Source organism: Natronosalvus vescus, assembly GCF_023973145.1.
Taxonomy (GTDB): domain Archaea; phylum Halobacteriota; class Halobacteria; order Halobacteriales; family Natrialbaceae; genus Natronosalvus; species Natronosalvus vescus.
Window position 1 is genome coordinate 2,656,612 of record NZ_CP099546.1, and the last position, 19,545, is coordinate 2,676,156.

A 19,545-nucleotide genomic window follows, 5' to 3' on the forward strand; every position below is an offset into this window, starting at 1 on the left:
TTTCGGTGCCCGGAGTTGGAGAGGTAATGGGCTTTTCACTCACCAATCACACTCACACATGCACTCGTCTCGTCTTCACTCCACTCGAGACTCGAGAGGCTGCTCGTTTTCGGATTCCACGCAGAACGAAGATTTGCTCTTGTCGCCGTAGAGACGCTCCTGTCTACACTACGGGTAGCGTTCCATCCCGGCCCAGTCCCTTCTGCACTCTTTTGTCGTCTGCATAATGCTATCGTCTGAGTCACCGACAAGTGAAAGAAGAGGAGAACGTCGTTACTCGCGTCCGAACATCTGGCGCATCATCGGATGCATCTCCATGAGCTGTTCCTCGGCGATCTCCTCGTACAGCTTGTACGTGATCGAGACCGCGAGCAGCAGCCCTGTCCCGTCGACGGCACCGATGGTGCCGAGCATGTTCGCCCAGACGGCGAGCAGGCCGACGAGTGCGCCACCGATGACGGTCACCTGCGGGATGTACCGCTCCATGACCTTCTCGACGACGCCGGCGTTCTGCCGGAAGCCGGGAATCTGCATCCCGGAGTTCTGGATCTGCTGGGCCGTCGCTTTCGGCCCCATGTCAGTCGTCTCGACCCAGAAGATTGCGAAGATCGCACCGCCGATGACCATGAACGTCAGGTCGACGGAGATTCGAAGCATGATCTGCCAGATGTCGATTCCGGCGGGCACCTGTCCAGTCCACCACATCCAGTCACCCGGCGAGTAGATCGGCGCGGTGTAGTAGAAGAACCCGCCGACCGGCTGACCGTCGGAGTAAACCCCGAGCCAGCCGGGCATGCTGGCCCACTGGCTGTTGAGGATCTGCCCCATGAACTGGATGTTCGCTTGCACGGCCCGGACGAGGATCATTGGCAGGACGCTCGCGTAGATGAGCTTCACCGGGAAGCGACCGCGAGCACCCTTGACGCGGGCGTGGCTCAACGGAATCTCGACGCGGACGGACTCCGCGTAGACGACGATCCCGAAGATCAACAGCGTCGTCGCCAGCGCCAACAGCTGTCCGCCACCGTCGGCGATGAACAGCGTGTTGAACCCTTCGGCACTGAGCCACGAGCCAACCGTAATCTCATCGGTGAACAGGATCTGATACCAGCTGTAGAAGAACCCTTCCTCGCTCCGCGCGAGGAACCCGGAGACGAGCAACTGGCTCACGCCAGCGATAATGAAGAGCCCGACACCGCTGCCGATCCCCCACTTGCTGACGACCTCGTCCATGTAGAGGATGAGGATGCCGCCCAGGAAGATCTGGACGAACATGAGCGTCTGGATCTGGGTTCCCTCGAGCGTGAGGCTCCCGAGCTGAAGGACGTCTGCTGGTGGAAGGAAGCCACCGGCGAACACCATCGGCAGGGCGGTCAGCGCCGTCATCACGATGACGAGCAGCTTCTGGAGGCCCTGGTAGAGAACCTGATCACGTGGGTCGCTGGTGTCTAGTCCCAGCAGGTTCGCCCCACCGAGCAGCTGCAACACGATGCTGGCGGTGACGATCGGTCCGATTCCGACCTGCATGAGAGACCCGTGTTCACCGGCCAGAATCGATCGGAATTGGCCGAACAGGTCTTCACCACCTTGGGGGTGGATCCCCAGGAGTGTGATGTTCGTCAGGAAGAAGTACAATACGAGGATCCCGGCCGTCCAGCCCAGCTTCCGCTTGAAGGGGACGTGCCCTTCCGGGCGGGTGACGGTGGGCATCCGCGTCAAGACCGGTTCAGCGGCTTCCTTCCATCCCATAGTTAGTTCTCAGCGTCGGCTTCGTGTTCGTCGTCGGCCTCAGCCTCGGCCTCCGCGGCTCGCTCCTGGGCGCGCTCGGTGAGCATCGCTTCGCCACCGGCGTCCTCGAGTTTCTCGCGGGCCGTCTCGGTGAAGGCATCCGCGGTGATCTCGAGTTCGTTGCGCACCTGGCCGCTGCCGAGCACCTTCACAACGTCGACGTCGTGACCGTCTTCAACGACGTCGCGAGCGTCGATGGCGTAGCCGCCGTCGGTCTCTTCGGCATCGCCCTCGGCGGCGTAGAGGATCGCGTCTTCGTCGAGGGTCTTGACGTCGATTTCGGCGACGGTGGGGCGAACGCCCTGTGGTCGCTTGAAGCCGTGTTTCTTTCTCGGTTCGTAGTTGTGGAATTCGTGTTTGTCACGCCCGGCTTTCCCGCGGCCACCTCGGTGGCCGGCACCGCGGCGGTTCTTGTGCGTACCGCCGCCGTGCGTTCGCGAGCCGCGCTGACGTCGTTTCTTGCTCGTCATGGTTATCGCATCGACGTGAGGAGGTCGTTGATTTCCTCCGTTGTATGTTTTCCGAGTTGGCCGCCGTCGACGGTCGGGTGTTTGATGCCATCGTGGCCGCCACGTGGGGGGTGCAGTCGCAGCGTCGGCGACAGCCCCTGCTCGCGCAGCGTCGTCTCCTCGTCGAGGAGCGCGTCGGCGAGTGCGGCGAAGTCATCGTACTCGGTGTGTTCGGCGAGCCATTCCTCGTCGACGTCGGACTGTCGACCCTCGAGCGGTTCGGCTCGCTTGGCGAGCACCGCCTCGAGCACCTCGGCGTCCGGTTCGCCGTAGGCGACGAAGTCGTGTACCTTGGTGATCATCCCGCGGTAGGTGTCCGTGTCGGGGACGATCGTGAGGTGGTTGACCTTGTGCAGGTTGAGCATCGACAGGGTGTCGTCGACGGCCTGGGTGCGGTTGACCTCTCCGCGAATCTGAACGATTGCTTTCGCTGTCATCGTTCAGCCACCTCCCGGGGGAGACGCGACTGCGAGGCGTTCTCGAGTGCGTTGTAGGTCGCTTTCGCGAGGTTGACCGTCGTTCGCGTGTTGCCGTGGCTCTTCGTCCAGGCGTTCTCGATGCCGGCGAGTTCGAGCACCGCACGGACGGTGTCGCTCGCGGCGAGGCCCAGCCCTTCGGGGGCGGGGATGAGTTCGACCTCGACCGACCCGGCTTTCCCTTTGGTCTGGCGGGTCAGCGAGTGGGGTCGATCAGAACGATCCTCCCACGACCCGGAGCCGCGGGGAACCTGGATGAGATTTAGCTTTGCGATACCGATTGCTTTCTGGATTGCAGCGCCGACCTGGTCTTCACGGCCTTCGGCGTAACCGACGAAGCCGTCACGGTTGCCGACGGCGACGACACACCGGAACTTCACCCGGCGGCCGGAGTCGGTCATCCGCTGAACCATGTTGATGTCGAGCACTTCGTCGTCCAGTCCGGGGAGGAGCTGGTCGACGAGTTCGGGCTCTTTGAGGGGAAGGCCGGAGTTGAGGGCGTCCTCCATCGTGTCGATTTCGCCCTCCTGAACGAGCTTCCCGAGTCGGGTTACGGGCTGCCACCCGTCGTTGTAGTTGTTTCCGCTCATTCTAAGATCGCCTCTCGTACGTCGTCGAAGTGTTCGGGAAGGTCGGTCGCGTCGAAGTCGCCGCTGTAGAGCGGCTCGTCGAGTTGTTCGGCGTACTCGGCGATGTGCTCGCCGCGGGTACGCGACCAGTCCGCGAGGACGCTATCGTTGTGGGGAATCTCGAGTCCCGCATCGATTGCGCCTTCCTGAATCGCGAACACTTTGTTTCCGGGCGTCGCCTTGTTGAGGCCGATATCGAGAACGGCTTCGTCGACGCCGGCGTCTACCGCTCGCTTTCCGGCCAGCAGGCCGGTCAGGTACGCAGCCGAGAGGTTACTCGTCGGTGCGTTCCAGCCGTACTCCTCGAGGTCACTCGAGTGAGCACTTGCGAGCGTTTCGTCACCCTGAGGGCCGGGCGTAATCAGCTGCGCCGTGGCGTGCTTGTTGCTCATGCGAGCAACGAGGCGGGGCTTACCCGATTTCAGCAGGCGCAACCTCTGATGGTAGTCCGTCCGGACCTCACGGCGACGTCGCATCGGCACTTTGTATCGTGGTCCTGTCGCCATTATTGGTCACCGTATTCGTTGTCGATGTAGTTCAACAGGTACCGGACGCTCCGGAACTCGCCGCCGCTGGCCTTGCGGTACAGCTGGCGGTACTGCGTCGGCGTCAGCTCGCCTTTGTCACGGAGTTCTCGAAGTTTCCGGCGCTGTGCGCGAATCTGGCTCGTCCACTGTTCTTTCTCGTTCTGGCGAGCACCCTTCTTGCCGCGACGCTTGCCTGGCCCCTTCTTGTGGCCGTAGGCACGCTTCTTGTTGCGTTCGCGGGCGCGTCCGCGGGAGTTTCCGCGAGCGTCTTTGGCGCGGATGACGCCGTCGTCGACGAGTTCGCGAATCTCTTCGCGGGTGATCGCCGAGGCGATGTCGCCCTGGGCGTCGGGGTCGAACCAGACGCGGTTCTTCCCGACGTCGAGGACGTCCGCCGCAAGTCGTTTCTGTGCACTCAGGTCAGTCATTCGTCCACCTCAACTTCGACTTCGACGTAGGTCGGGTTGAGGACGCGAATCTCTGCGTCCTCGGCTTCCTCCTCGATGCGCTCGCGTTTGCGGGCACCGACGGAGCTCGCGATGCGGACGGCCTGGGTGTCGCCGTCGACTCCCTCGAGGTCGTCCGTGTTCTCGACGTAGACTTCCTCGAAACCGCTCGGGTGTTTGCCGCGAACGGCTTCCGGCGTCCGGAAGCCAGCCTGCACCTTGGGGCCGCGGCTCTTGTAGCCACGACGCTGTTTGGAGAGGCCACCACGTGGTACACGCCACGATTCTGGCGTGCGCTTTTTCATGTGGTAGTCCTGGCGTTTGAACGCTGGTTTCCCTTCGCTGTGTCGCTGGCCGAGCAATCGCGCTTCCTCGTCGTCGAGGTCGGGCGTCTTCTCGGTCAGGCCACGGGGCTCCAGTTCGGTTTCGACGTCTTCGTCTTCCGGTTCCTCCTCGGCGGCTTCGTCTTCGATCTCGGCCTCGGTCTCTTCCGTGACCTCGAGGTCGCCGACGTCGGCTTTGATACGCGCGGCGAGCGCGTTTCCGATGCCTTCGGCTTCCGCCAGTTCGTCCTGGGAGGCCTCTTTGACGTCGTCGATCGTCTCGAAACCGGCCTCACGGAGGGCGTCGGCTTTGCTGCCGCCAACGCCGCTGATGTCTTCCAGTTCCTGGGGTTCGTCGTCAGCCATCTATCAGGCACCTCCTTTCTGCGGTTTCTGGGTGATGTACACCCCGTCCTGGAAGACGCGGGTGTCCTTTCCTTTCACCTTGGTGAGCTGTTCGATGTCGGCGGCGGTCTGGCCGACGTGCTCCTTGTTCGGACCGGAGAGCGTCAGCGCTTCGCCGTCGACGCTCACCTCGGTGTCACCGTGGATAGTCGTTCGTCGTGCTGCCTTTTCACCGAGGAAGTTCTCGATGACGACCTCGTCGCCTTCGACACGGACTTGCATTGGGAAGTGAGAGTAGAAGACTTCCATCTCGTACTCCCAGCCCGCAGTCACGCCGTGGAAGGCGTTTCGGATGTGGCTCTCGAAGGTGCCGACCGTCGCGTTCGTTTTCGCGTTCTCGGTCTCACTCTCGATGACCAGCAGGTCGCCGTCGACATCGACGGTGACGTCGGGGTACCAGAGGCGGCGGGTTACGCTGCCGTTTGGCCCATCGACCGTCACGTCGAGGTGATCGACCTCGGCGGTTACGTCGTCGGGGATGTCCAGTTCAATTCGCATTGTTCTAGTAGACGTATGCGATCACCTGGCCCCCGATGCCCTTCTCTCGAGCCTCGTAGTGGCTCATGATTCCCTCACTCGTCGTGACGACGAGTGCGCCGAAGTCTCGAGCGGGGAGGAATCGCTTCTCCCACTTCTCGAACTCGTCGGCCTTGACGGAATAGCGTGGCTTGACGGGGCCGCACTTGTTGATCGCTCCTTTCAGTTCGACCTCGAACGTGCCGGCTTTGCCGTCTTCGACGAACTCGAAGCCAGCGATGTACCCGCGGTCGTAAAAGACCTCGAGCACGCTGCCGATCACGTTTGAGGCGGGCGCTACGTCGTGGCTCAGGTGTCCGACACTCTCGGCATTGTCGATGCCAGAGAGCGCGTTGCTGAGTGGATCGTTCCCGGTCATTTATACTTCTTGAATCCCATGTCGCGGGCGATCTCGCGGAAACACTGTCGGCACAGGTTGATGTCGTACTTGCCGACGAGACCCTGTTTGCGGCCACAGCGCTGACAGGCCGCTTCCTGGCCCGTTCGCTTCGCGGCGTGTTCGCCCGTCTGGTCGTTATCGCTTTCACTCATCGTCTGTCTCCTCCGTGTCGACGTCCACGTCGAACTGGCCCTCGAGGAACGCAATGGCGTCCTCGGGAGTCAGTCGGTGTCGGGACGGGATCGCCTGACTCGCTTTGGCTCGTTTCGTGACGCGGTAGCCCGGTCGAACCAGGTTCACGGTCACGTCCAGGCCGTAGATCCCGATGGTCGGGTCGTACTCCTGGCTCGGGAAGTCGGTGTGCTCGGCGACGCCGAAGCTGAAGTTCCCGGTCTGGTCGAACTGCGATGCGGACAGATCCGCAAGCGGCAGCGCCGTCTCGAGGAACGCTTCGGCATCGTCGCCCCGAAGGGTGACCTTGGTGCCGATCGGGTCGCCCTGGCGGATGCCGAACTCGGGTTCGGTCGCTTTCGCCAGGGTACGGACGCTCCGTTGACCCGTGATCGCCTCGATGATATCCTCGGCTCGGCCGAGGTCGCGGCCACCGCGGCCGACGCCCATGTGGACGACGACCTTTTCGACGCGCGGTTTGCGCATCTCGTGGAACTCGGTGTCGCTTGCTTCGCTCATTCGTCGTCACCTCCAACGAAGTTCTCGTCGATCACGACGACGTACTCCTCGACGGTCTCGAACGTCTCGTCGTCCGTTTCGACGGTGACGATGTTCGAGCCACTGCCGAGCGTGACGTCGATCTCGACGAGTTCGCCGATTTTACCTCCGTGGTTACCGCTGACAGCGGTGACCAGGGCACCCTCCTCGTACGGGAAGTGGGCCACGATCGATTTGTCGTCGTTGTCGACGACGACCGAATCGTTCGCGTTGTACTCGGCGTCGTCGACGATCACGTTCGTGCCGTCGTGCAGCGAGAGCTGTGTGTCGCCGCCTTTGACCTGTTGTTTGCCGACGACCTTGCCGAGACGGCTGTCTGCGGCATCGGCGTCGATTTCGGTCAGCGAGAGGCGGCCTCCCTCGTCGGGGAAGACGCGGTAGTACTCCTCACGCTGTGGGAAGGCAACGATGTCGAACATCCCGATGGGACGTTTCTCGTCGTTGATCGGCTCCCCGTTGACCAGGATCGAATCCTGGGAGAGGGCGTAGCGGGCTTCTTTCTTCGAGTCGACGTAGCCGAGTACGTCCCGGAGGATGATGACCAGCGGGACACCGGCTTCGCCGTGCGGGCCGGCTCGAGCCTTGACCGTAAACACGTTGGTCTTGCGCTCGATGGGCCAGGATTTCGGTACCGAGAGTCGTTTCTGGTGGTTGGTCATTCGGAATCACCTTCGAGGCGTGCCTCGCGACGCGAATCCGAGAGGTCGAGATCCACGATGCGGACGTTCGACGCGTCGACTGGGCGAGGAACTTCCTCGCCGTCAGCCGTCTCGACGGTCACGTCTTCGACGTGAATGACGGCATCGTCGAGTCGAACGCGCAGCACTTCGCCTTCTTCGCCGGCGAAGTCGCCGCGCATGACCTCGACGCGGTCGCCCGCGTTGACGCGGGTGCGACGCGTGCCGTACTCCTCGCGAAGCTCCTCGGAGAGGGTCGCGTGAACCTGCTTGTGCTTCCGGTGAAGCGGCGCACGTTCCGTCTGTGTTCGTTGTTTGCGTGGTTGCTTGCTCATGGTTCTATACGATCATCGTCGCCGTACTGGCGATTGCGCCGAAGCGTTCTGCGACCTCGCGGGCGATCGGCCCTTTGATCTCAGTGCCTCGGGGCTCTTCGTTCTCGTCGACGATGACGGCGGCGTTGTCCTCGAACTTGAGACGGGTGCCATCGGGCCGGCGGATCGCTTTCCGCTGGCGAACGATGACGGCCTCGAGAACCTGCCGTCGCATCTCGGGCGTCCCTTTCGTGACCGAGACGGTCACTTTGTCACCTAGCCCCGCCTTCGGCTGGCGGTTCTTGGTGCCGTGGTAGCCCGCGACGCTGATGACTTTCAGCTCGCGTGCGCCGGAGTTGTCCGCGCACGTGACGAGCGAGCCCTTCTTCAGGCCCTGCGTGACGTCGGCTTTCATTGCCTCCATCAGGCATCACCGTCGTTCGATTCGGCGCCACCAGTGATGTCTTCGGTCGACAGCTGTGGATCGTGTTCCTCGTCCAGCGTCAGCTCGGCGACATCTGCGGCGGTCGCTTCCTGGGTTATTTCGACGACCACGTGCGATTTCGTCTTCGACAGTGGTCGGGTCTCTGCGATTTTGACCGTATCGCCAACCGAGAGCGGCTCGAGCACGCCCGGCACGTGTGCCGGAATGCGCGAGCGACGTTTCATTTGACGGTCGTATTTCGGAACCGTCACGTCGTACTCTCGTTCGACGACTACGGTCTTGTCCATGTCCGTCGAGACGACCGTACCGACGAGGATCTGCCCTCGTACCGGTAGGTCACCGTAGAACGGACACTTCTCGTAGTCGTACTCCTCCGGGTTTTCGGGTTCCGGAGGGGTTTCAACGTCTAGTCCTATTGCCATGGTGAGTCACCTTTCGTTTCGGTGCGTCGGGCGGGTCGTGAGATGAGTCGCGAGCCATCGACCGTAACGTAGGCTACGTCCTCGCCAGCGCGGTCTGTGGGAGATTCATCGCTGTCGCCCCCAGGTTGTGTCTTGGCCAGTTTGGACGCAGTCCCCAGAGACTTCTCGTCTCCGGCGGCTTCATCGGTGATCGCGAACTCGAATACCGAGCCCGATTTCGGCACGGTGAGCACCCGCGACGTCCCGTTGTCTCGAACTTCTATAGAAAGGGTCTTCGTCGTCTCGAGGACGATCCGACCCTCGATGCCGACCCGGTCGGCGTCGTCGCTATCGACGACCCGTACCGGGAGGCCATTGAGTTCGTGTCGCGGGAGTGTCTCGGGTGTCAGTGCCATCGTGTATCGTTATTCCTCGTCGTCGAGGTCGCCTTCTTCTCGCTGGATCGTCTTGACCCGCGCGATCGTCCGCTTGATCTCGCCGATTTCGCCCGGATTCTCCGGGGCACCACCGGCGGCGAGGACGGCGTTGGCGTTCAACAGCTCCGTCTCGAGATCCTCGAGTTCGGCCTGCCGTTCGGCGGGCGTCATGTCGCGGATTTCGTCGACGTGCAAGATTGCCATTAGTCGTCACCTCCCTCGTCATCCTCATCGCCTTCGGCTTCGGCTTCCTCGTCGTCTTCCATTTCGGCGACGAGTTCCTCGGCTTCGGCTTCGATCTCTTCGTCGAGTTCCTCGAGGGATTCCTCGACGTCATCGGCGTCCTCGTCACCGCCAACGGCGGCTTCGGATTCGCCCGCGTCGGTTTCGTCCTCGTCGACGACTTCCTCTTCGATGACCTCTTCGACGACGTCTTCGTCGATCTCGACGGTCTCTTCGGGCTCGTCGACGGGTTCGTCCTCGACGTCAGCCTCGAGGTCGTCCTCGGGCTCTCCCTCGAGCAGTTCCTCGACGCCCTCGGCCGCGTTGGCCTCGACGGCATCGGGAACGACCTCTTCGGGATCCATGTCCTCGTGGATTCGGAAGTCGTCGGGCAGCTCGGCTCCTGGCGGGATGATCTTCACGTTGACACCGATGGTGCCGAGTTTCATCACCGCGACGCCCTGGCCGTGGTCGACGACCTCTTCGGCGGGCTCGCCGTTGTGCTTGATGTAGCCACGGTTGAACTTCTCGACGCGCGAACGCGCCCCCGTGACTTTCCCGGCGAGAACGATCTCTGCGCCGAGTGCGCCGGCGTCCATGATCCGGTCGATCGTGGTGTGACCGGCTTTCCGGAAGTACCAGCCACGCTCGAGCGCGTTGGCCAGGCGGTCAGCGACGATCCGAGCGTTCAGGTCGGGTTCGTCGACCTCCTGCACGTCGATCTGGGGATCGTCGAGGTTGAACTTCTCCTCGAGTGCCGACGTGACCTTCCGGATGTTCTCACCGCCTTTGCCGATGACCATCCCCGGCTTCTCCGCTTTGAGGACGATCTGGGTACCCATCGGCGTCTTGGCGACGTCCATACCACCGTAGCCTGCGCGGCCGAGTTCTTCGGCGAAGAACTCGTCGATCTGTGAGCGCTGCAGGCCGTTCTCGATGAATTCGTGTTCGTCTGCCATTAGTCGTCACCCTCCTCGTCCTCGACGCCGTCTTCGGTCTGTGCGACGACGATTTCGACGTCGACCTGTGGGGTGTTCCAGGCGGACGCTCGCCCCATCGCACGCGGTTTGCGTCCGATGGACTCACCGACTTTGTGGGCGGCACAGTGGGCGATTTCCATCGACCCACCGTCGAAGCCCTGGTGGTCGGCGTTGGCCGACACGTTCTCGAGCAACTCGAGGAACGCGTTGCTGGCCTTCTCGGGGTAGCGTCCCGCGTCCCAGCCGTCGATGTCCGATCGGTGACCGACGCCGGAGTTGTGCGAGCGGAACGGAACCGATCGCTCGCCCTCGATGACTGCCTCGAGGTACTCGGCTGCGTCGTCGACGGTTCGGCCTTTGATCTCGCGGGCGATCTCCTTGCTGTGCTTGTGGCTCATGTGACGCTCCCGGAGCATCGCTTTCGCGGTCGTGTCCGGATCGGCGTCGACTGAGTAGTTGATTCCCATGCGATGATCACTTCAGTGGGACGAACTTCGAGGAACGCGTCGCCCCGATACCGGCCTGTCCGTGCGAGACGGACGATCGGGTGAGCTGGAACTCACCGAGGTAGTGGCCGATCATCTCGGGTTCGACGCGGACGCGCTCGAAGCTCTGTCCGGTGTATACGGCGAACGTCAGGCCAACGAACTCCGGCAGCACCGGCATGTTGCGCAGGTGCGTCCGGATCGGCGAGTTGGCCGTCTCCTGTTCGTCTTTCTCGCGGGCCTTCTCGAGCAGCTTCTGCTGTTCGACCGAGAGCCCGCGCACGATACTCCGCCGCTGGCGTGCCGGAAGCACTTCAGCGACGTCTTCGAGCTCCATCTCCTGGAGCTCCTCGAGCGTGTGGCCGCGGTAGGTGAACTCCTCACCCTCACGACCGGTACGGTATTCCGAACTCATTTGTTTCCACCTCGACCGGTGCGCCGGGAGGCGATGTCACCGACTTTCCGTCCCGGCGGTGCGTTCTTCGAGACGGATTTCGGACGACCGGGGTGCTGGCGACCGCCACCACCGAATGGGTGGTCGACGGCGTTCATGGCGACCCCGCGAACGCGCGGCCACTTGATCCCGCGGGCGCGCATTTTGTGGTACTTCTTCCCTGCCTTGACGAACGGCTTCTCCGTGCGGCCGCCACCGGCGACGACGCCGATGGTGGCACGGCACTGGGGATCGAGCCGCTTGACTTCGCCACTTGGCAGCTGGACGACCGCAGCCTTGCGGTCGTGGGTGATCAGATCCGCGTTGACGCCGGAGGCGCGAGCGAACTTGCCGCCGTCGCCCGGCTTGGCCTCGACGTTGCAGACCGGAACCCCTTCGGGGATCTCCGCGAGTGGGAGCGTGTTCCCCGGCTTGATCTCGGCTGAGACGCCGACCTGGATCTCCTCGCCGACGGCGACGCCCTCGGGAACGAGGACGAGTCGCTGCTCGCCGTCTTCGAACTCGATCGCGGCGATCGGTGCCGAGCGTGCAGGGTCGTGTTCGATGCTGACCACGGTACCGGAGACGACGTCGCTGTCTTCGGTCGTCTTGTGGTCGAGCTTCGCCTTGTATCGGTGCGATGGGGCACGGAACGTCGGGGAACCACGCCCTCGTCGCTGTCCAAAGATGCGTCGTCCCATCTAGAACACCCCGATTCTGGAGGCGACTTCCTGGGCATCGTCGTCCGCGCCCAGGGTCACCGTTGCTTTCTTCTTTCCGTTCATCGTGATCTGTGTGTTCACGCTGTCGACCTCGACGTCGAAGCGCTCCTCGACGGCATCCCGAATCTCGGGCTTGCTGGCGTCGACGTTGACGAGGAATTGGAGCTTGTTCTCGAAGTCCATGTCGTTCATGGCCTTCTCGGTGACGAGCGGGAATTCGATGATGCCGCTCATCGCTGGCTCACCTCCTCGACGGCGCTTTCGGTCCAGACCGTCAGTCGGCCGGGCTGGGTGCCCGGTGCCAGATCCTCCGCGTTGACTTCGGCGGCCGTCACCACGTCGGCTCCCGCGAGGTTGCGGGCGGCGCGCGATGGGCCGGTCTCGCTCGAGGTCACGAAGAGAATCGATTTGGGCTGTTTGTGCTTGCGGCCACGGAGTTTCCCCTGGCCGGCTCGAACGCTGCGGCCGTCGTCGGCGCGCTCAATGTCGGCGTCGACGCCGACGGCCTCGAGGAAGGAGACGACCTCCTTCGTCTTCACGAGGTCTTCGAAGTCGTCGCTGACGACGAGCGGAAGTTCCGCGTCGTCATCGAAGACGTGACCACGCTCGGCGACGACGTCTGCGTCGGTCGTCGCGGCGATGGCGCTTCGGATGGCCAGCTGGCGTTCTTTCTTGTTGATCGATTCGGACTGGTCTTTCTCGGCTTTTGGCGGGTGGGCCTTCCGTCCCTTGACCGTCTGGGGGACGCGTCGTCCGCGTCCGTTCTGACGGGGGACGTGAGCCATCCCGCGGCCGCTGCCAAACGATTCGGCGGGAGTTCGCATCCCCGCGAACTCGTCGGCACCGTACGTCTGTTTACTGTTTGCCTGGGAGACGCGAACCGCGCGGGCGATCAGATCCGGGCGGTACTCCGTTTCGAAGACCGCCGGGAGCTCGATCTCCCCCGCGTCGTCGCCGTCCAGGTTTCGTACTGTTGCGTTCATGGTTTAGCCCTGGTTGGATGCGGTGGAGACGTAGCGCACCTCGGGATCGAGACGCGGCTGGCCTCCGGGTCGGATCGCCGGGCGGAAGCGCAGGAGGCGCTTGTTCGGCCCGGGGAGCGAGCCCTTGATCAACGCGTGTGGGCCGTCGACTTCGCCGTAGTTGACGAAGCCGCCGTCGACCGTCGCGTCGTCGCCGTCGCCGATATCGACGAGGCGCTTGTTGAGCTCCGTCCGCTGGTGGTAGCCGGTTTGTCCCTGCTGGGGAACCGTCGAGCGGACGCGGCTCGGGTTCCACGGGCCAAGGTTACCGATGCGGCGACGCCATCCCTGCCGGGCGTGTTTGCCCTTGCGCTTCTGGACGCCCCATCGCTTGACGGGACCCTGGGTACCCTTGCCTTTCGTGACGCCGCTGGCGTCGACGTACTCGCCGGCGCGGAACACGTCGTTCATGACGTGTTCGCCGCCCTCGGCGATCGTCTCGAGCGCGAAGTCGACGCGTTCCTCGACGGAACCGCCGCCGACGCGCGTCTCCATGACGTCGGGTTTCTTCTTCGGAACCGAGGGGACGCTGCCTGGAACGGTGTGAGTGATGACGCGAACGTCGTCGACGCGACCCTCCTCGAGGAGGCCGCGGAGTTCGTCCTCCGCAGCGTCGGCGTCGTACTCGTCGCCGGGCAGGTCGAGGACGCGCTCGAGTTCGTCGACGAACTCGGTCGTCCAGACCTCGGTGATCGGTTGCTGTCCATACGGTGTGTGTTCATACGCACGCAGAGCGACGGCGCGCATTGGCGGCGTCTCCACGATGGTGACGGGAACGGTCTGTTCCATTCCCTCGGTCGGCGAGTTTGCGGTGTCGTCGACCATTACCACGTGGGTCATGCCGGCCTTGTAGCCCGCGAAGCCCTGGAGCGATGGCTGTCCGTCGTCGTCCGGCCACGAGTTGAAGCGTGGAACCTCGCTGGTTGCCCGTTTCCGTGGGCCGAACCCGAGTGAGCCTTTGCGTGGTGCGTTTGGTTGTGGCATTCTATCACGCTCTCAGTGAGAGGGGAGCGAGCGTGGCGAACAGAGCTTCCTCCGTTCGCACGACGTCGCTGCCCTGATGCGGAACCGTATTGAGCCAGAGGTCGAACCCCGTTTCCAGATCGTTGGGTTCGACGTTTGCGTCGTCCGCGACACCGTAGGCGGCTTCGATAGCCGCCTGGTCGATGCCGAGGATGTCCGGCAGTCCTCGTTCGGGTGCGCCGAAGGCGACGGTCATGCCGTCCCGTTCGACGTTCCCGGCCAGCGTTTCGAGCCGCCCGATGGTGAGTTCTTCACCGAATCGGGAGGCGGCGATCCGAACGCCGGCGTCCTCACGGCCGAGTGCTGCCGATAGGTTCGTGCGTTCGACGCTGAATCCCGGTGGGGATTCATCGACGAGCTTCGCCCGAACCGGTCGTCGCGAAGAGATCCTGACGGTTACGCGCTCCCCCTCCTCGACCACCATCGACGGCGGTGCGTTGAGGGAGATCGGGTGTTGCAGTCCGCAATTGACCCGGACGCGCCCTTCAGGTCCGACCTCGGTCACGATCCCTTGTCTTTTCGACCCCGAACCGTTCGATTCGGAGCCGGTCTGTGACGGGGCACGGAGCGGCGGTAAGACGCCCACGGCCTCCAGTTCGTCCCGCCTGTCCCAGACCTCCTTTCGAAGGTACGGGGGTGTTGTGGCGTACCGCAAGACGGTTTCGACGAACCCATCGCCAAATCGACCGGTATCGCCCCCCGGATCGGGGTAGACGATGAGGCGGTCGACCCGGAAGATCGTCGCCGCACGGGCGACGTAACCGAGTTTGCGAGTGGCCTCGCGTTTGTCCTCGGCTTCCCGGCTGAGTGACGACGGCACGAGTACGCTTGTGGTCATACCGCGACTTCGGCGCCTCGTCACTAGACTGTAGCGATGTGTTACGGATAGGCTCTTAAAAGGGTAGCGGATTCGATTCCCGGCTGTGAGCCGTTCACAGGGCAGAATTCGTGACACTCGGGCACACGAGACGGTACGTCACCGGTCGCTCGGTTCCAGCCGATGTACGGGAGTCTAAAGAAAACAGCGAGAGTTCCACGGGTCACCTGACCCGTGGGTGAATCGCGTACGCTCGCCTAATGTTCAGTATCCTCGATATACCGACGAACCACGTCCTCGGAAACTGCACCCGTTGTTCCGACGTAGTAGCCATCCTTCCACAGGCCACTTCCCCAGAAATACCGCTGTTTGAGTTCAGGATGACGCTTGAGAACCGTTCGTCCCGAGTAACCTTTGAATTGTTTCGCTATCTCGGCAGGACTCCATTTCGGGCCGGTCTTCACGAACAAGTGAACGTGGTCGGGGGCAATCTCCATCGACACAATCTCGTGACCGAATCGCTCGGCAGTTCCTTGGAACAATTCCGCAAGTTCGTCTCGAACGAACTCCAACATCTCGTGTCGGTACTAAGCGGAGCGAAGCTCCGCGTGGTACGCAAAGCTCTGCTTTGCTTGACTTCGGGCACCACACGAAATGATACTTACACAGACTAATCGAATGTGCATGACTCCTGTATTCTCCCATCCTAATCCCCACTTTTATTATCATTTGATTCGATAGTCAAGGTATGGGTATCGAAGAAGTCACGAAGACCGCACGCACTCGACTCTGCATAGAGTCTGGTGAGCGGTCGTGGCTCAAAGATGCCCGCTTCACCGCACGAGACATCGCCAACGACACACTCCGACTCAAACAAGACGGATACAACCGTACTGAGATTCAGAAGGAAGTTGACCGCGATGACTTCCTTCGGAACAACAAGTGCGCGGTCGTCGGGAAAGCCCTGCAAGCGTGGGATTCCTACAAAGAACTCCTCAACTGGTGGCACGACCAAGACAACACTCACGTCGGAAAACCGTCGCCACCCGCCACGGACAAGAAAGGAGCCTACCCACTTGTCATGGCGCACACCGAAGGCTACCGCCTCACCTACAACGACGAGGATGACCGGGTTCAGTTCCGTGTGAGTCCGAAGCCGTACAAGAAGGTGAAAGGGCACCTTCGAGGGCGACCGGAAGACCTTGCGTTGATTGGGGAATCCTTGACGGAGGATGAGTGGTCGTTGGGACAGGCTGAACTTGTGTACCGAGATGGCGTGTACTACCTACACGTCACGGTTAAAACAGAGGTTGAGGTGCCTGAACCCGAAGACGCTGACACTCTCGTCGGCGTCGATATTAACGAGCGCAACATCGCTCTCACCGCTCTTAATCGTGAGACGATGGACACGCTCGGAACACTCGTGCTTGACTACGGTACGGTGAAAGCCGAACGCCAACGCTACCACACCATCACGAAACGCTGTCAAGAACACGGCCAACACTCCATCCATCACCAACTCGGGGAGAAAGAAGAACGCTACACTGAGTGGGTTCTTCACCGGCTGTCTCGGGTTGTGGTGGAGTTCGCCCAACAGTTCTCGAACCCAGTTATCGTGTTCGAGGACTTGAGTGGGATTCGAGACGCCATCAAGTACGGTACGTACATGAATCGGCGTCTGCACAAACTCCCGTTCCATAAGTTCGAGAAGCAGGTTCGCTACAAGGTGACGTGGAATCAGATTCCGTGTGAGACGGTTGAGTCGCCGTACAACTCGAAGTCGTGTTCGTGTTGTGGACACCGTGGTTACCGTCAAGGTCGGCGGTTCCGGTGTACGAATGATTCGTGTGAGGTTCAGCAAGACCATGCTGACCGGAACGCGAGTGTGAATGTGGCGTGGCGAGCGTGGGCGAAACATGCTGGTGTAGATGTTGAATCAGTTAATTACCGGACTCGCAAAACCCAACCGTTTGTTCGGAAGGTGAGCCTGTCTGGGTCGGGGCGCTCTGTAAACCGCCCATCCTCATCCCGCGACATCGTGTCGCGTGGAGTGCTATCGGCATAGGCTGGGGGAACAAGAAAAGCCACGGGTCACCCGACCCGTGGTCGTTTACGGGGTAGTTAAACGGTGGTCTCGAGTGCAACCGTCGCCAGCGCGGTCTTAGCGAGACTATTAACAAGTGCGACAGGAGCCTGGGGTTTCAGCAATGGCAAAGCAATCCACGCGACGAGATATCGTCACCGGCATGGGTGCGACGGCGGCTGCGCTCTCGCTTTCGGGCTGTCTCGATCGGCTGACAGGCGACGACGGTAATGGCATTACCGACGGCATCGACGGTGGGAACGGAAACGGCGATGACGGCGGAAACGGCCAGTCCTCCGACGATATCGAGGAGTACGACGGCGACTTCGAGTGGCCCGCGATCGACGAGGGCGAAGTGATCTCGGACTTCGAAGACCTCGACCTGTGGGCCGCCCGCGATGGGACGATCGAGCCCGCGCCCGAGGAGGCCCGCATGGGCTCGCAGGCAGCCGCCCTCGAGAGCGACGGGAACCAGGTCGAAGCAACCCTCGGCTTCCGTGACCGGATCGATCTCTCGACCTGGGACACCTCCCTCGCCGTCAAGATAGAGTCGGCTAACCAGATCCTTCTCGAAGTCATCACCACGAACCGTGACCACCGGTTGACGAGCATCCGGAACGTTCCGGACACCTACGAGGGGTGGCTCCGGGTCGACTTCGGTTACCTCCACAAGTTCGGCGAACCGGATCTCGAGAACGTTTCCCGGTTGAACATCATCGCCCGCGGCCCGGAGGACGGCCCGACGCGGATCGTCGTCGACGACCTTCGGCGAACGGAAGCCGTCGACAACGGGAAGGCCGTCCTCGCGTTCTACGGCGGCCACGATTCCCAGTTCGAGGTCGCCGCGCCGATGCTCGAGGAACGCGGCTGGTCGGCTGCCGTGGCCGTCGACCCCGACCGGATCGGCGGCCAGGGCCGAATGGATCTCGAGGAACTCGAGGAACTGCAGGGGCGAGGCTGGGACGTCTGTGCCTACCCGTCCAGCCAGGGGGCGCTGCCGGAGATGCCCCTGGATCGACAGGAGCAGGTGCTCGAGCGAACCCAGTCTGCTCTCGAACAGTTCGGCTTCGAGGAGGGAGCGCGCCACTTCGTGGTTCCGGACGACAGCATGACACAGGAGACGCACGAGGCGATCCGGGAGCGCTACGATTCCGGGCTGCTGTTCGGAGCCGGGCCCGCTGGCGCGCCGCCGACGGGTATCCATATGATGCCACAGATCTGGGGGCCAGCCCTCCACGGAGGTGTACGTCGGTCGATCAACCTCTGTGATCAGTACAACCAGCTCGTCGTCCTTCGGATTCCCCGTATCGTCGAGGACGAATCCGGCTCGAACAGCATGTCGGTCGACGACCTCGAGCATCTGCTCAACCACATCGAACACCGTGGCCTCGACGTCGTGACGCTCTCGGACGTCGTCGACGATACGATGGAGGGCGACGCCAGCGAGCCCGACGAAGACGTCGAGATGGAAGAGGGAACGATCTTCGAGGCCGGGCAGTCGTTCGAATTCGAGGGCAGCGGCTCGGACTCCTCGGACACCTTCGACCTCTCGGATGGGCTGGCCGTGGCGAGCTTCACCCACGAAGGTGACGGCGAGTTCACCGTCGACCTCGAGGCGGTCGATGGCTCGGTTCCGACCGAGCAACTGGTGGTGACGAGCGGTGGTGGCCCCGGTGCGTCGGCGATGGTCGTCGACGAGGGCAGCTACCGCCTGTCCGTCGAGGCCGATGGGGAGTGGGCGATCGATGTCGATCAACCGGAGATTCACAGCGACGACCTCGGGAGCCTTCCCGTGGAGGTCTCCGGCACCGGGTCGTCGTTCGTCGGGCCGCTGTGGACGGATTCTGACGTGAGCCTCGAGGCGACCCACGACGGCGATGGCGAGTTCATCATCGATGGCTTCAATGCAGACGGTGGCTGGGAACAGGTGATCAACCAGAGCGGGTCGTTCGACGGCTCCCGATCCTTCAGCGTGAGCGGGGCGTTCTGGATTAATGTCGAGGCTGACGGCGAGTGGACGCTCGAGATTCAGTAGCTCGAGTTCAGCTAGTTGACTACGGGTTGTTGGGCGTCTTGTGCCCTGTGCACTCGTAGGGCACACCCCTCCTAATTCGCAACCCTTATACACCCTTGCCGGAGTAGATGAAAGTGCAACCAGGCGCTGGTAGTGTAGTGGTATCACGTGACCTTGCCATGGTCACAACCTGGGTTCAAATCCCAGCCAGCGCATTTTCACTGAACTAATCGACGAGCGAAGCGAGTCGCTCGTTCAGTGAAAATCGAATCTGGATTTGAATCAGGGAGGTCGCACGCAGCGAGCGTGAGCGAGCGAGTACGTCCGACCGTGGTTCAAATCCCAGTCAGCGCAAATCTGTGTAAGAGCATTGGGTGTCTTCAGAACCAATCACTCCTCGAGGAGAGCCTAGGCTCGTCGGTAGATCGGGCGGCCAAGCCAGTCACGGTTTTCTGCAACGTCCTCCAATTTGGACAGTACGTCGGTTCTATCGAGGGCGTCTCGTTTGACCAGTGCCTCGAGTACAATCGGTGAAATCACGACGGTGGCATCGGTTGCCGACCGTAGCTCGGGCAGTGCCCGTAGATCGTCCGTGATCAAGAACGCTGCCTGTTCCCTGTTTGCGAGTTCGACTGCAGTGCCTTCTCCCTCGTCGATTCTCGAGGATGTAATTGTGGCATCACCGGTTTCGTGGATCGTGAATCGATGGTGCTGATTCAACA

The 19,545-nt window shown here is 62.2% G+C and carries 28 protein-coding genes, 1 tRNA gene and 1 pseudogene; 3 read left to right on the forward strand and 27 right to left on the reverse strand.

The genetic code is table 11. The features are described 5' to 3' along the window. Positions 1-273 precede the first annotated feature (273 nt). From secY to tnpA, 26 genes and pseudogenes are all read right to left on the reverse strand, one after another. Positions 274-1,749: a preprotein translocase subunit SecY gene (gene secY / locus NGM68_RS12730; RefSeq protein ID WP_252698615.1), complete on the reverse strand. Its 1,476-nt coding sequence runs from the start codon at positions 1,747-1,749 to the stop codon at positions 274-276. A 2-nt stretch (positions 1,750-1,751) separates the two neighbouring features. After that, on the reverse strand, positions 1,752-2,258 hold the full coding sequence (locus NGM68_RS12735; RefSeq protein ID WP_252698616.1) for an uL15m family ribosomal protein: 507 nt from the start codon (positions 2,256-2,258) through the stop codon (positions 1,752-1,754). Positions 2,259-2,260: 2 nt separating this feature from the next. Next, positions 2,261-2,734, reverse strand: coding sequence for a 50S ribosomal protein L30 (locus NGM68_RS12740; protein ID WP_252698617.1), 474 nt, complete (start codon positions 2,732-2,734; stop codon positions 2,261-2,263). Beyond that, entirely contained in the window at positions 2,731-3,363 is a 633-nt protein-coding gene (locus NGM68_RS12745) for a 30S ribosomal protein S5 (RefSeq protein ID WP_252698618.1), read from the reverse strand. The genes NGM68_RS12740 and NGM68_RS12745 overlap by 4 nt, the downstream gene beginning before the upstream one ends. After that, positions 3,360-3,908 carry a 50S ribosomal protein L18 gene (locus tag NGM68_RS12750; protein WP_252698619.1) on the reverse strand — a complete coding sequence of 183 codons (549 nt, stop codon included), beginning with the start codon at positions 3,906-3,908 and terminating at the stop codon, positions 3,360-3,362. The genes NGM68_RS12745 and NGM68_RS12750 overlap by 4 nt, the downstream gene beginning before the upstream one ends. Beyond that, positions 3,908-4,357: a 50S ribosomal protein L19e gene (locus NGM68_RS12755; RefSeq protein WP_252698620.1), complete on the reverse strand. Its 450-nt coding sequence runs from the start codon at positions 4,355-4,357 to the stop codon at positions 3,908-3,910. Before NGM68_RS12755 ends, NGM68_RS12750 begins: the two co-directional genes overlap by 1 nt. Then, positions 4,354-5,064, reverse strand: a complete 711-nt coding sequence (locus tag NGM68_RS12760; RefSeq protein WP_252698621.1) for a 50S ribosomal protein L32e — start codon at positions 5,062-5,064, stop codon at positions 4,354-4,356. The genes NGM68_RS12755 and NGM68_RS12760 overlap by 4 nt, the downstream gene beginning before the upstream one ends. Positions 5,065-5,067: 3 nt before the next feature. Continuing rightward, a complete protein-coding gene (locus NGM68_RS12765) occupies positions 5,068-5,601 on the reverse strand; it encodes a 50S ribosomal protein L6 (protein WP_252698622.1) in 534 nt (177 codons plus the stop codon). Positions 5,602-5,605: 4 nt separating this feature from the next. Next, positions 5,606-5,998 carry a 30S ribosomal protein S8 gene (locus tag NGM68_RS12770; RefSeq protein ID WP_252698623.1) on the reverse strand — a complete coding sequence of 131 codons (393 nt, stop codon included), beginning with the start codon at positions 5,996-5,998 and terminating at the stop codon, positions 5,606-5,608. Continuing rightward, positions 5,995-6,171, reverse strand: a complete 177-nt coding sequence (locus NGM68_RS12775; protein ID WP_252698624.1) for a 30S ribosomal protein S14 — start codon at positions 6,169-6,171, stop codon at positions 5,995-5,997. The genes NGM68_RS12770 and NGM68_RS12775 overlap by 4 nt, the downstream gene beginning before the upstream one ends. Continuing rightward, positions 6,164-6,709 (reverse strand): 50S ribosomal protein L5, encoded by a 546-nt coding sequence (locus tag NGM68_RS12780; protein WP_252698625.1) that lies wholly within the window; start codon positions 6,707-6,709, stop codon positions 6,164-6,166. Before NGM68_RS12780 ends, NGM68_RS12775 begins: the two co-directional genes overlap by 8 nt. Beyond that, positions 6,706-7,407 carry a 30S ribosomal protein S4e gene (locus NGM68_RS12785; RefSeq protein ID WP_252698626.1) on the reverse strand — a complete coding sequence of 234 codons (702 nt, stop codon included), beginning with the start codon at positions 7,405-7,407 and terminating at the stop codon, positions 6,706-6,708. Before NGM68_RS12785 ends, NGM68_RS12780 begins: the two co-directional genes overlap by 4 nt. Next, positions 7,404-7,760 (reverse strand): 50S ribosomal protein L24, encoded by a 357-nt coding sequence (gene rplX, locus NGM68_RS12790; RefSeq protein ID WP_252698627.1) that lies wholly within the window; start codon positions 7,758-7,760, stop codon positions 7,404-7,406. Before rplX ends, NGM68_RS12785 begins: the two co-directional genes overlap by 4 nt. A 4-nt stretch (positions 7,761-7,764) precedes the next feature. Continuing rightward, the gene (locus tag NGM68_RS12795) at positions 7,765-8,163 is read right to left on the reverse strand and encodes a 50S ribosomal protein L14 (protein ID WP_252698628.1); all 399 of its coding nucleotides are present in this window, start codon (positions 8,161-8,163) and stop codon (positions 7,765-7,767) included. After that, positions 8,163-8,606 carry a 30S ribosomal protein S17 gene (locus NGM68_RS12800; RefSeq protein WP_252698629.1) on the reverse strand — a complete coding sequence of 148 codons (444 nt, stop codon included), beginning with the start codon at positions 8,604-8,606 and terminating at the stop codon, positions 8,163-8,165. The genes NGM68_RS12795 and NGM68_RS12800 overlap by 1 nt, the downstream gene beginning before the upstream one ends. Further along, a complete protein-coding gene (locus tag NGM68_RS12805) occupies positions 8,597-9,001 on the reverse strand; it encodes a ribonuclease P protein component 1 (RefSeq protein ID WP_252698630.1) in 405 nt (134 codons plus the stop codon). The genes NGM68_RS12800 and NGM68_RS12805 overlap by 10 nt, the downstream gene beginning before the upstream one ends. Before the next feature lie 9 nt (positions 9,002-9,010). Next, complete coding sequence (rpmC, locus tag NGM68_RS12810) at positions 9,011-9,226, reverse strand: 50S ribosomal protein L29 (RefSeq protein ID WP_252698631.1); 216 nt, start codon at positions 9,224-9,226, stop codon at positions 9,011-9,013. Further along, a complete protein-coding gene (locus tag NGM68_RS12815; protein ID WP_252698632.1) occupies positions 9,226-10,203 on the reverse strand; it encodes a 30S ribosomal protein S3 in 978 nt (325 codons plus the stop codon). Before NGM68_RS12815 ends, rpmC begins: the two co-directional genes overlap by 1 nt. After that, positions 10,203-10,691, reverse strand: coding sequence for a 50S ribosomal protein L22 (locus NGM68_RS12820; RefSeq protein WP_252698633.1), 489 nt, complete (start codon positions 10,689-10,691; stop codon positions 10,203-10,205). Before NGM68_RS12820 ends, NGM68_RS12815 begins: the two co-directional genes overlap by 1 nt. Positions 10,692-10,698: 7 nt before the next feature. Continuing rightward, on the reverse strand, positions 10,699-11,124 hold the full coding sequence (locus NGM68_RS12825) for a 30S ribosomal protein S19 (protein WP_252698634.1): 426 nt from the start codon (positions 11,122-11,124) through the stop codon (positions 10,699-10,701). After that, entirely contained in the window at positions 11,121-11,843 is a 723-nt protein-coding gene (locus NGM68_RS12830; protein ID WP_252698635.1) for a 50S ribosomal protein L2, read from the reverse strand. The genes NGM68_RS12825 and NGM68_RS12830 overlap by 4 nt, the downstream gene beginning before the upstream one ends. Then, the gene (locus tag NGM68_RS12835; RefSeq protein ID WP_252698636.1) at positions 11,844-12,098 is read right to left on the reverse strand and encodes a 50S ribosomal protein L23; all 255 of its coding nucleotides are present in this window, start codon (positions 12,096-12,098) and stop codon (positions 11,844-11,846) included. Continuing rightward, on the reverse strand, positions 12,095-12,847 hold the full coding sequence (rpl4p, locus tag NGM68_RS12840; RefSeq protein WP_252698637.1) for a 50S ribosomal protein L4: 753 nt from the start codon (positions 12,845-12,847) through the stop codon (positions 12,095-12,097). Before rpl4p ends, NGM68_RS12835 begins: the two co-directional genes overlap by 4 nt. Positions 12,848-12,850: 3 nt before the next feature. Next, complete coding sequence (locus NGM68_RS12845) at positions 12,851-13,870, reverse strand: 50S ribosomal protein L3 (RefSeq protein WP_252698638.1); 1,020 nt, start codon at positions 13,868-13,870, stop codon at positions 12,851-12,853. Positions 13,871-13,874: 4 nt separating this feature from the next. Continuing rightward, positions 13,875-14,747, reverse strand: coding sequence for an RNA methyltransferase (locus NGM68_RS12850; protein ID WP_252698639.1), 873 nt, complete (start codon positions 14,745-14,747; stop codon positions 13,875-13,877). Positions 14,748-14,983: 236 nt separating this feature from the next. Then, positions 14,984-15,431, reverse strand: a pseudogene (gene tnpA, locus NGM68_RS12855) (IS200/IS605 family transposase). Between the two features lie 43 nt (positions 15,432-15,474). Here tnpA and NGM68_RS12860 point away from each other — a divergent pair. The 3 genes from NGM68_RS12860 to NGM68_RS12870 all read left to right on the forward strand — a co-directional run bounded on the left by NGM68_RS12860 (position 15,475) and on the right by NGM68_RS12870 (position 19,038). Beyond that, positions 15,475-16,791 (forward strand): transposase, encoded by a 1,317-nt coding sequence (locus NGM68_RS12860; RefSeq protein ID WP_252698640.1) that lies wholly within the window; start codon positions 15,475-15,477, stop codon positions 16,789-16,791. 142 nt (positions 16,792-16,933) lie between these two features. Further along, positions 16,934-18,844 carry a polysaccharide deacetylase family protein gene (locus tag NGM68_RS12865; protein ID WP_252698641.1) on the forward strand — a complete coding sequence of 637 codons (1,911 nt, stop codon included), beginning with the start codon at positions 16,934-16,936 and terminating at the stop codon, positions 18,842-18,844. Positions 18,845-18,967: 123 nt separating this feature from the next. Further along, positions 18,968-19,038, forward strand: a tRNA-Gly gene (locus NGM68_RS12870). A gap of 193 nt (positions 19,039-19,231) precedes the next feature. Here the strand turns inward: NGM68_RS12870 and NGM68_RS12875 are convergent. Beyond that, positions 19,232-19,543, reverse strand: coding sequence for a hypothetical protein (locus NGM68_RS12875; protein ID WP_252698642.1), 312 nt, complete (start codon positions 19,541-19,543; stop codon positions 19,232-19,234). Positions 19,544-19,545 lie beyond the last annotated feature (2 nt).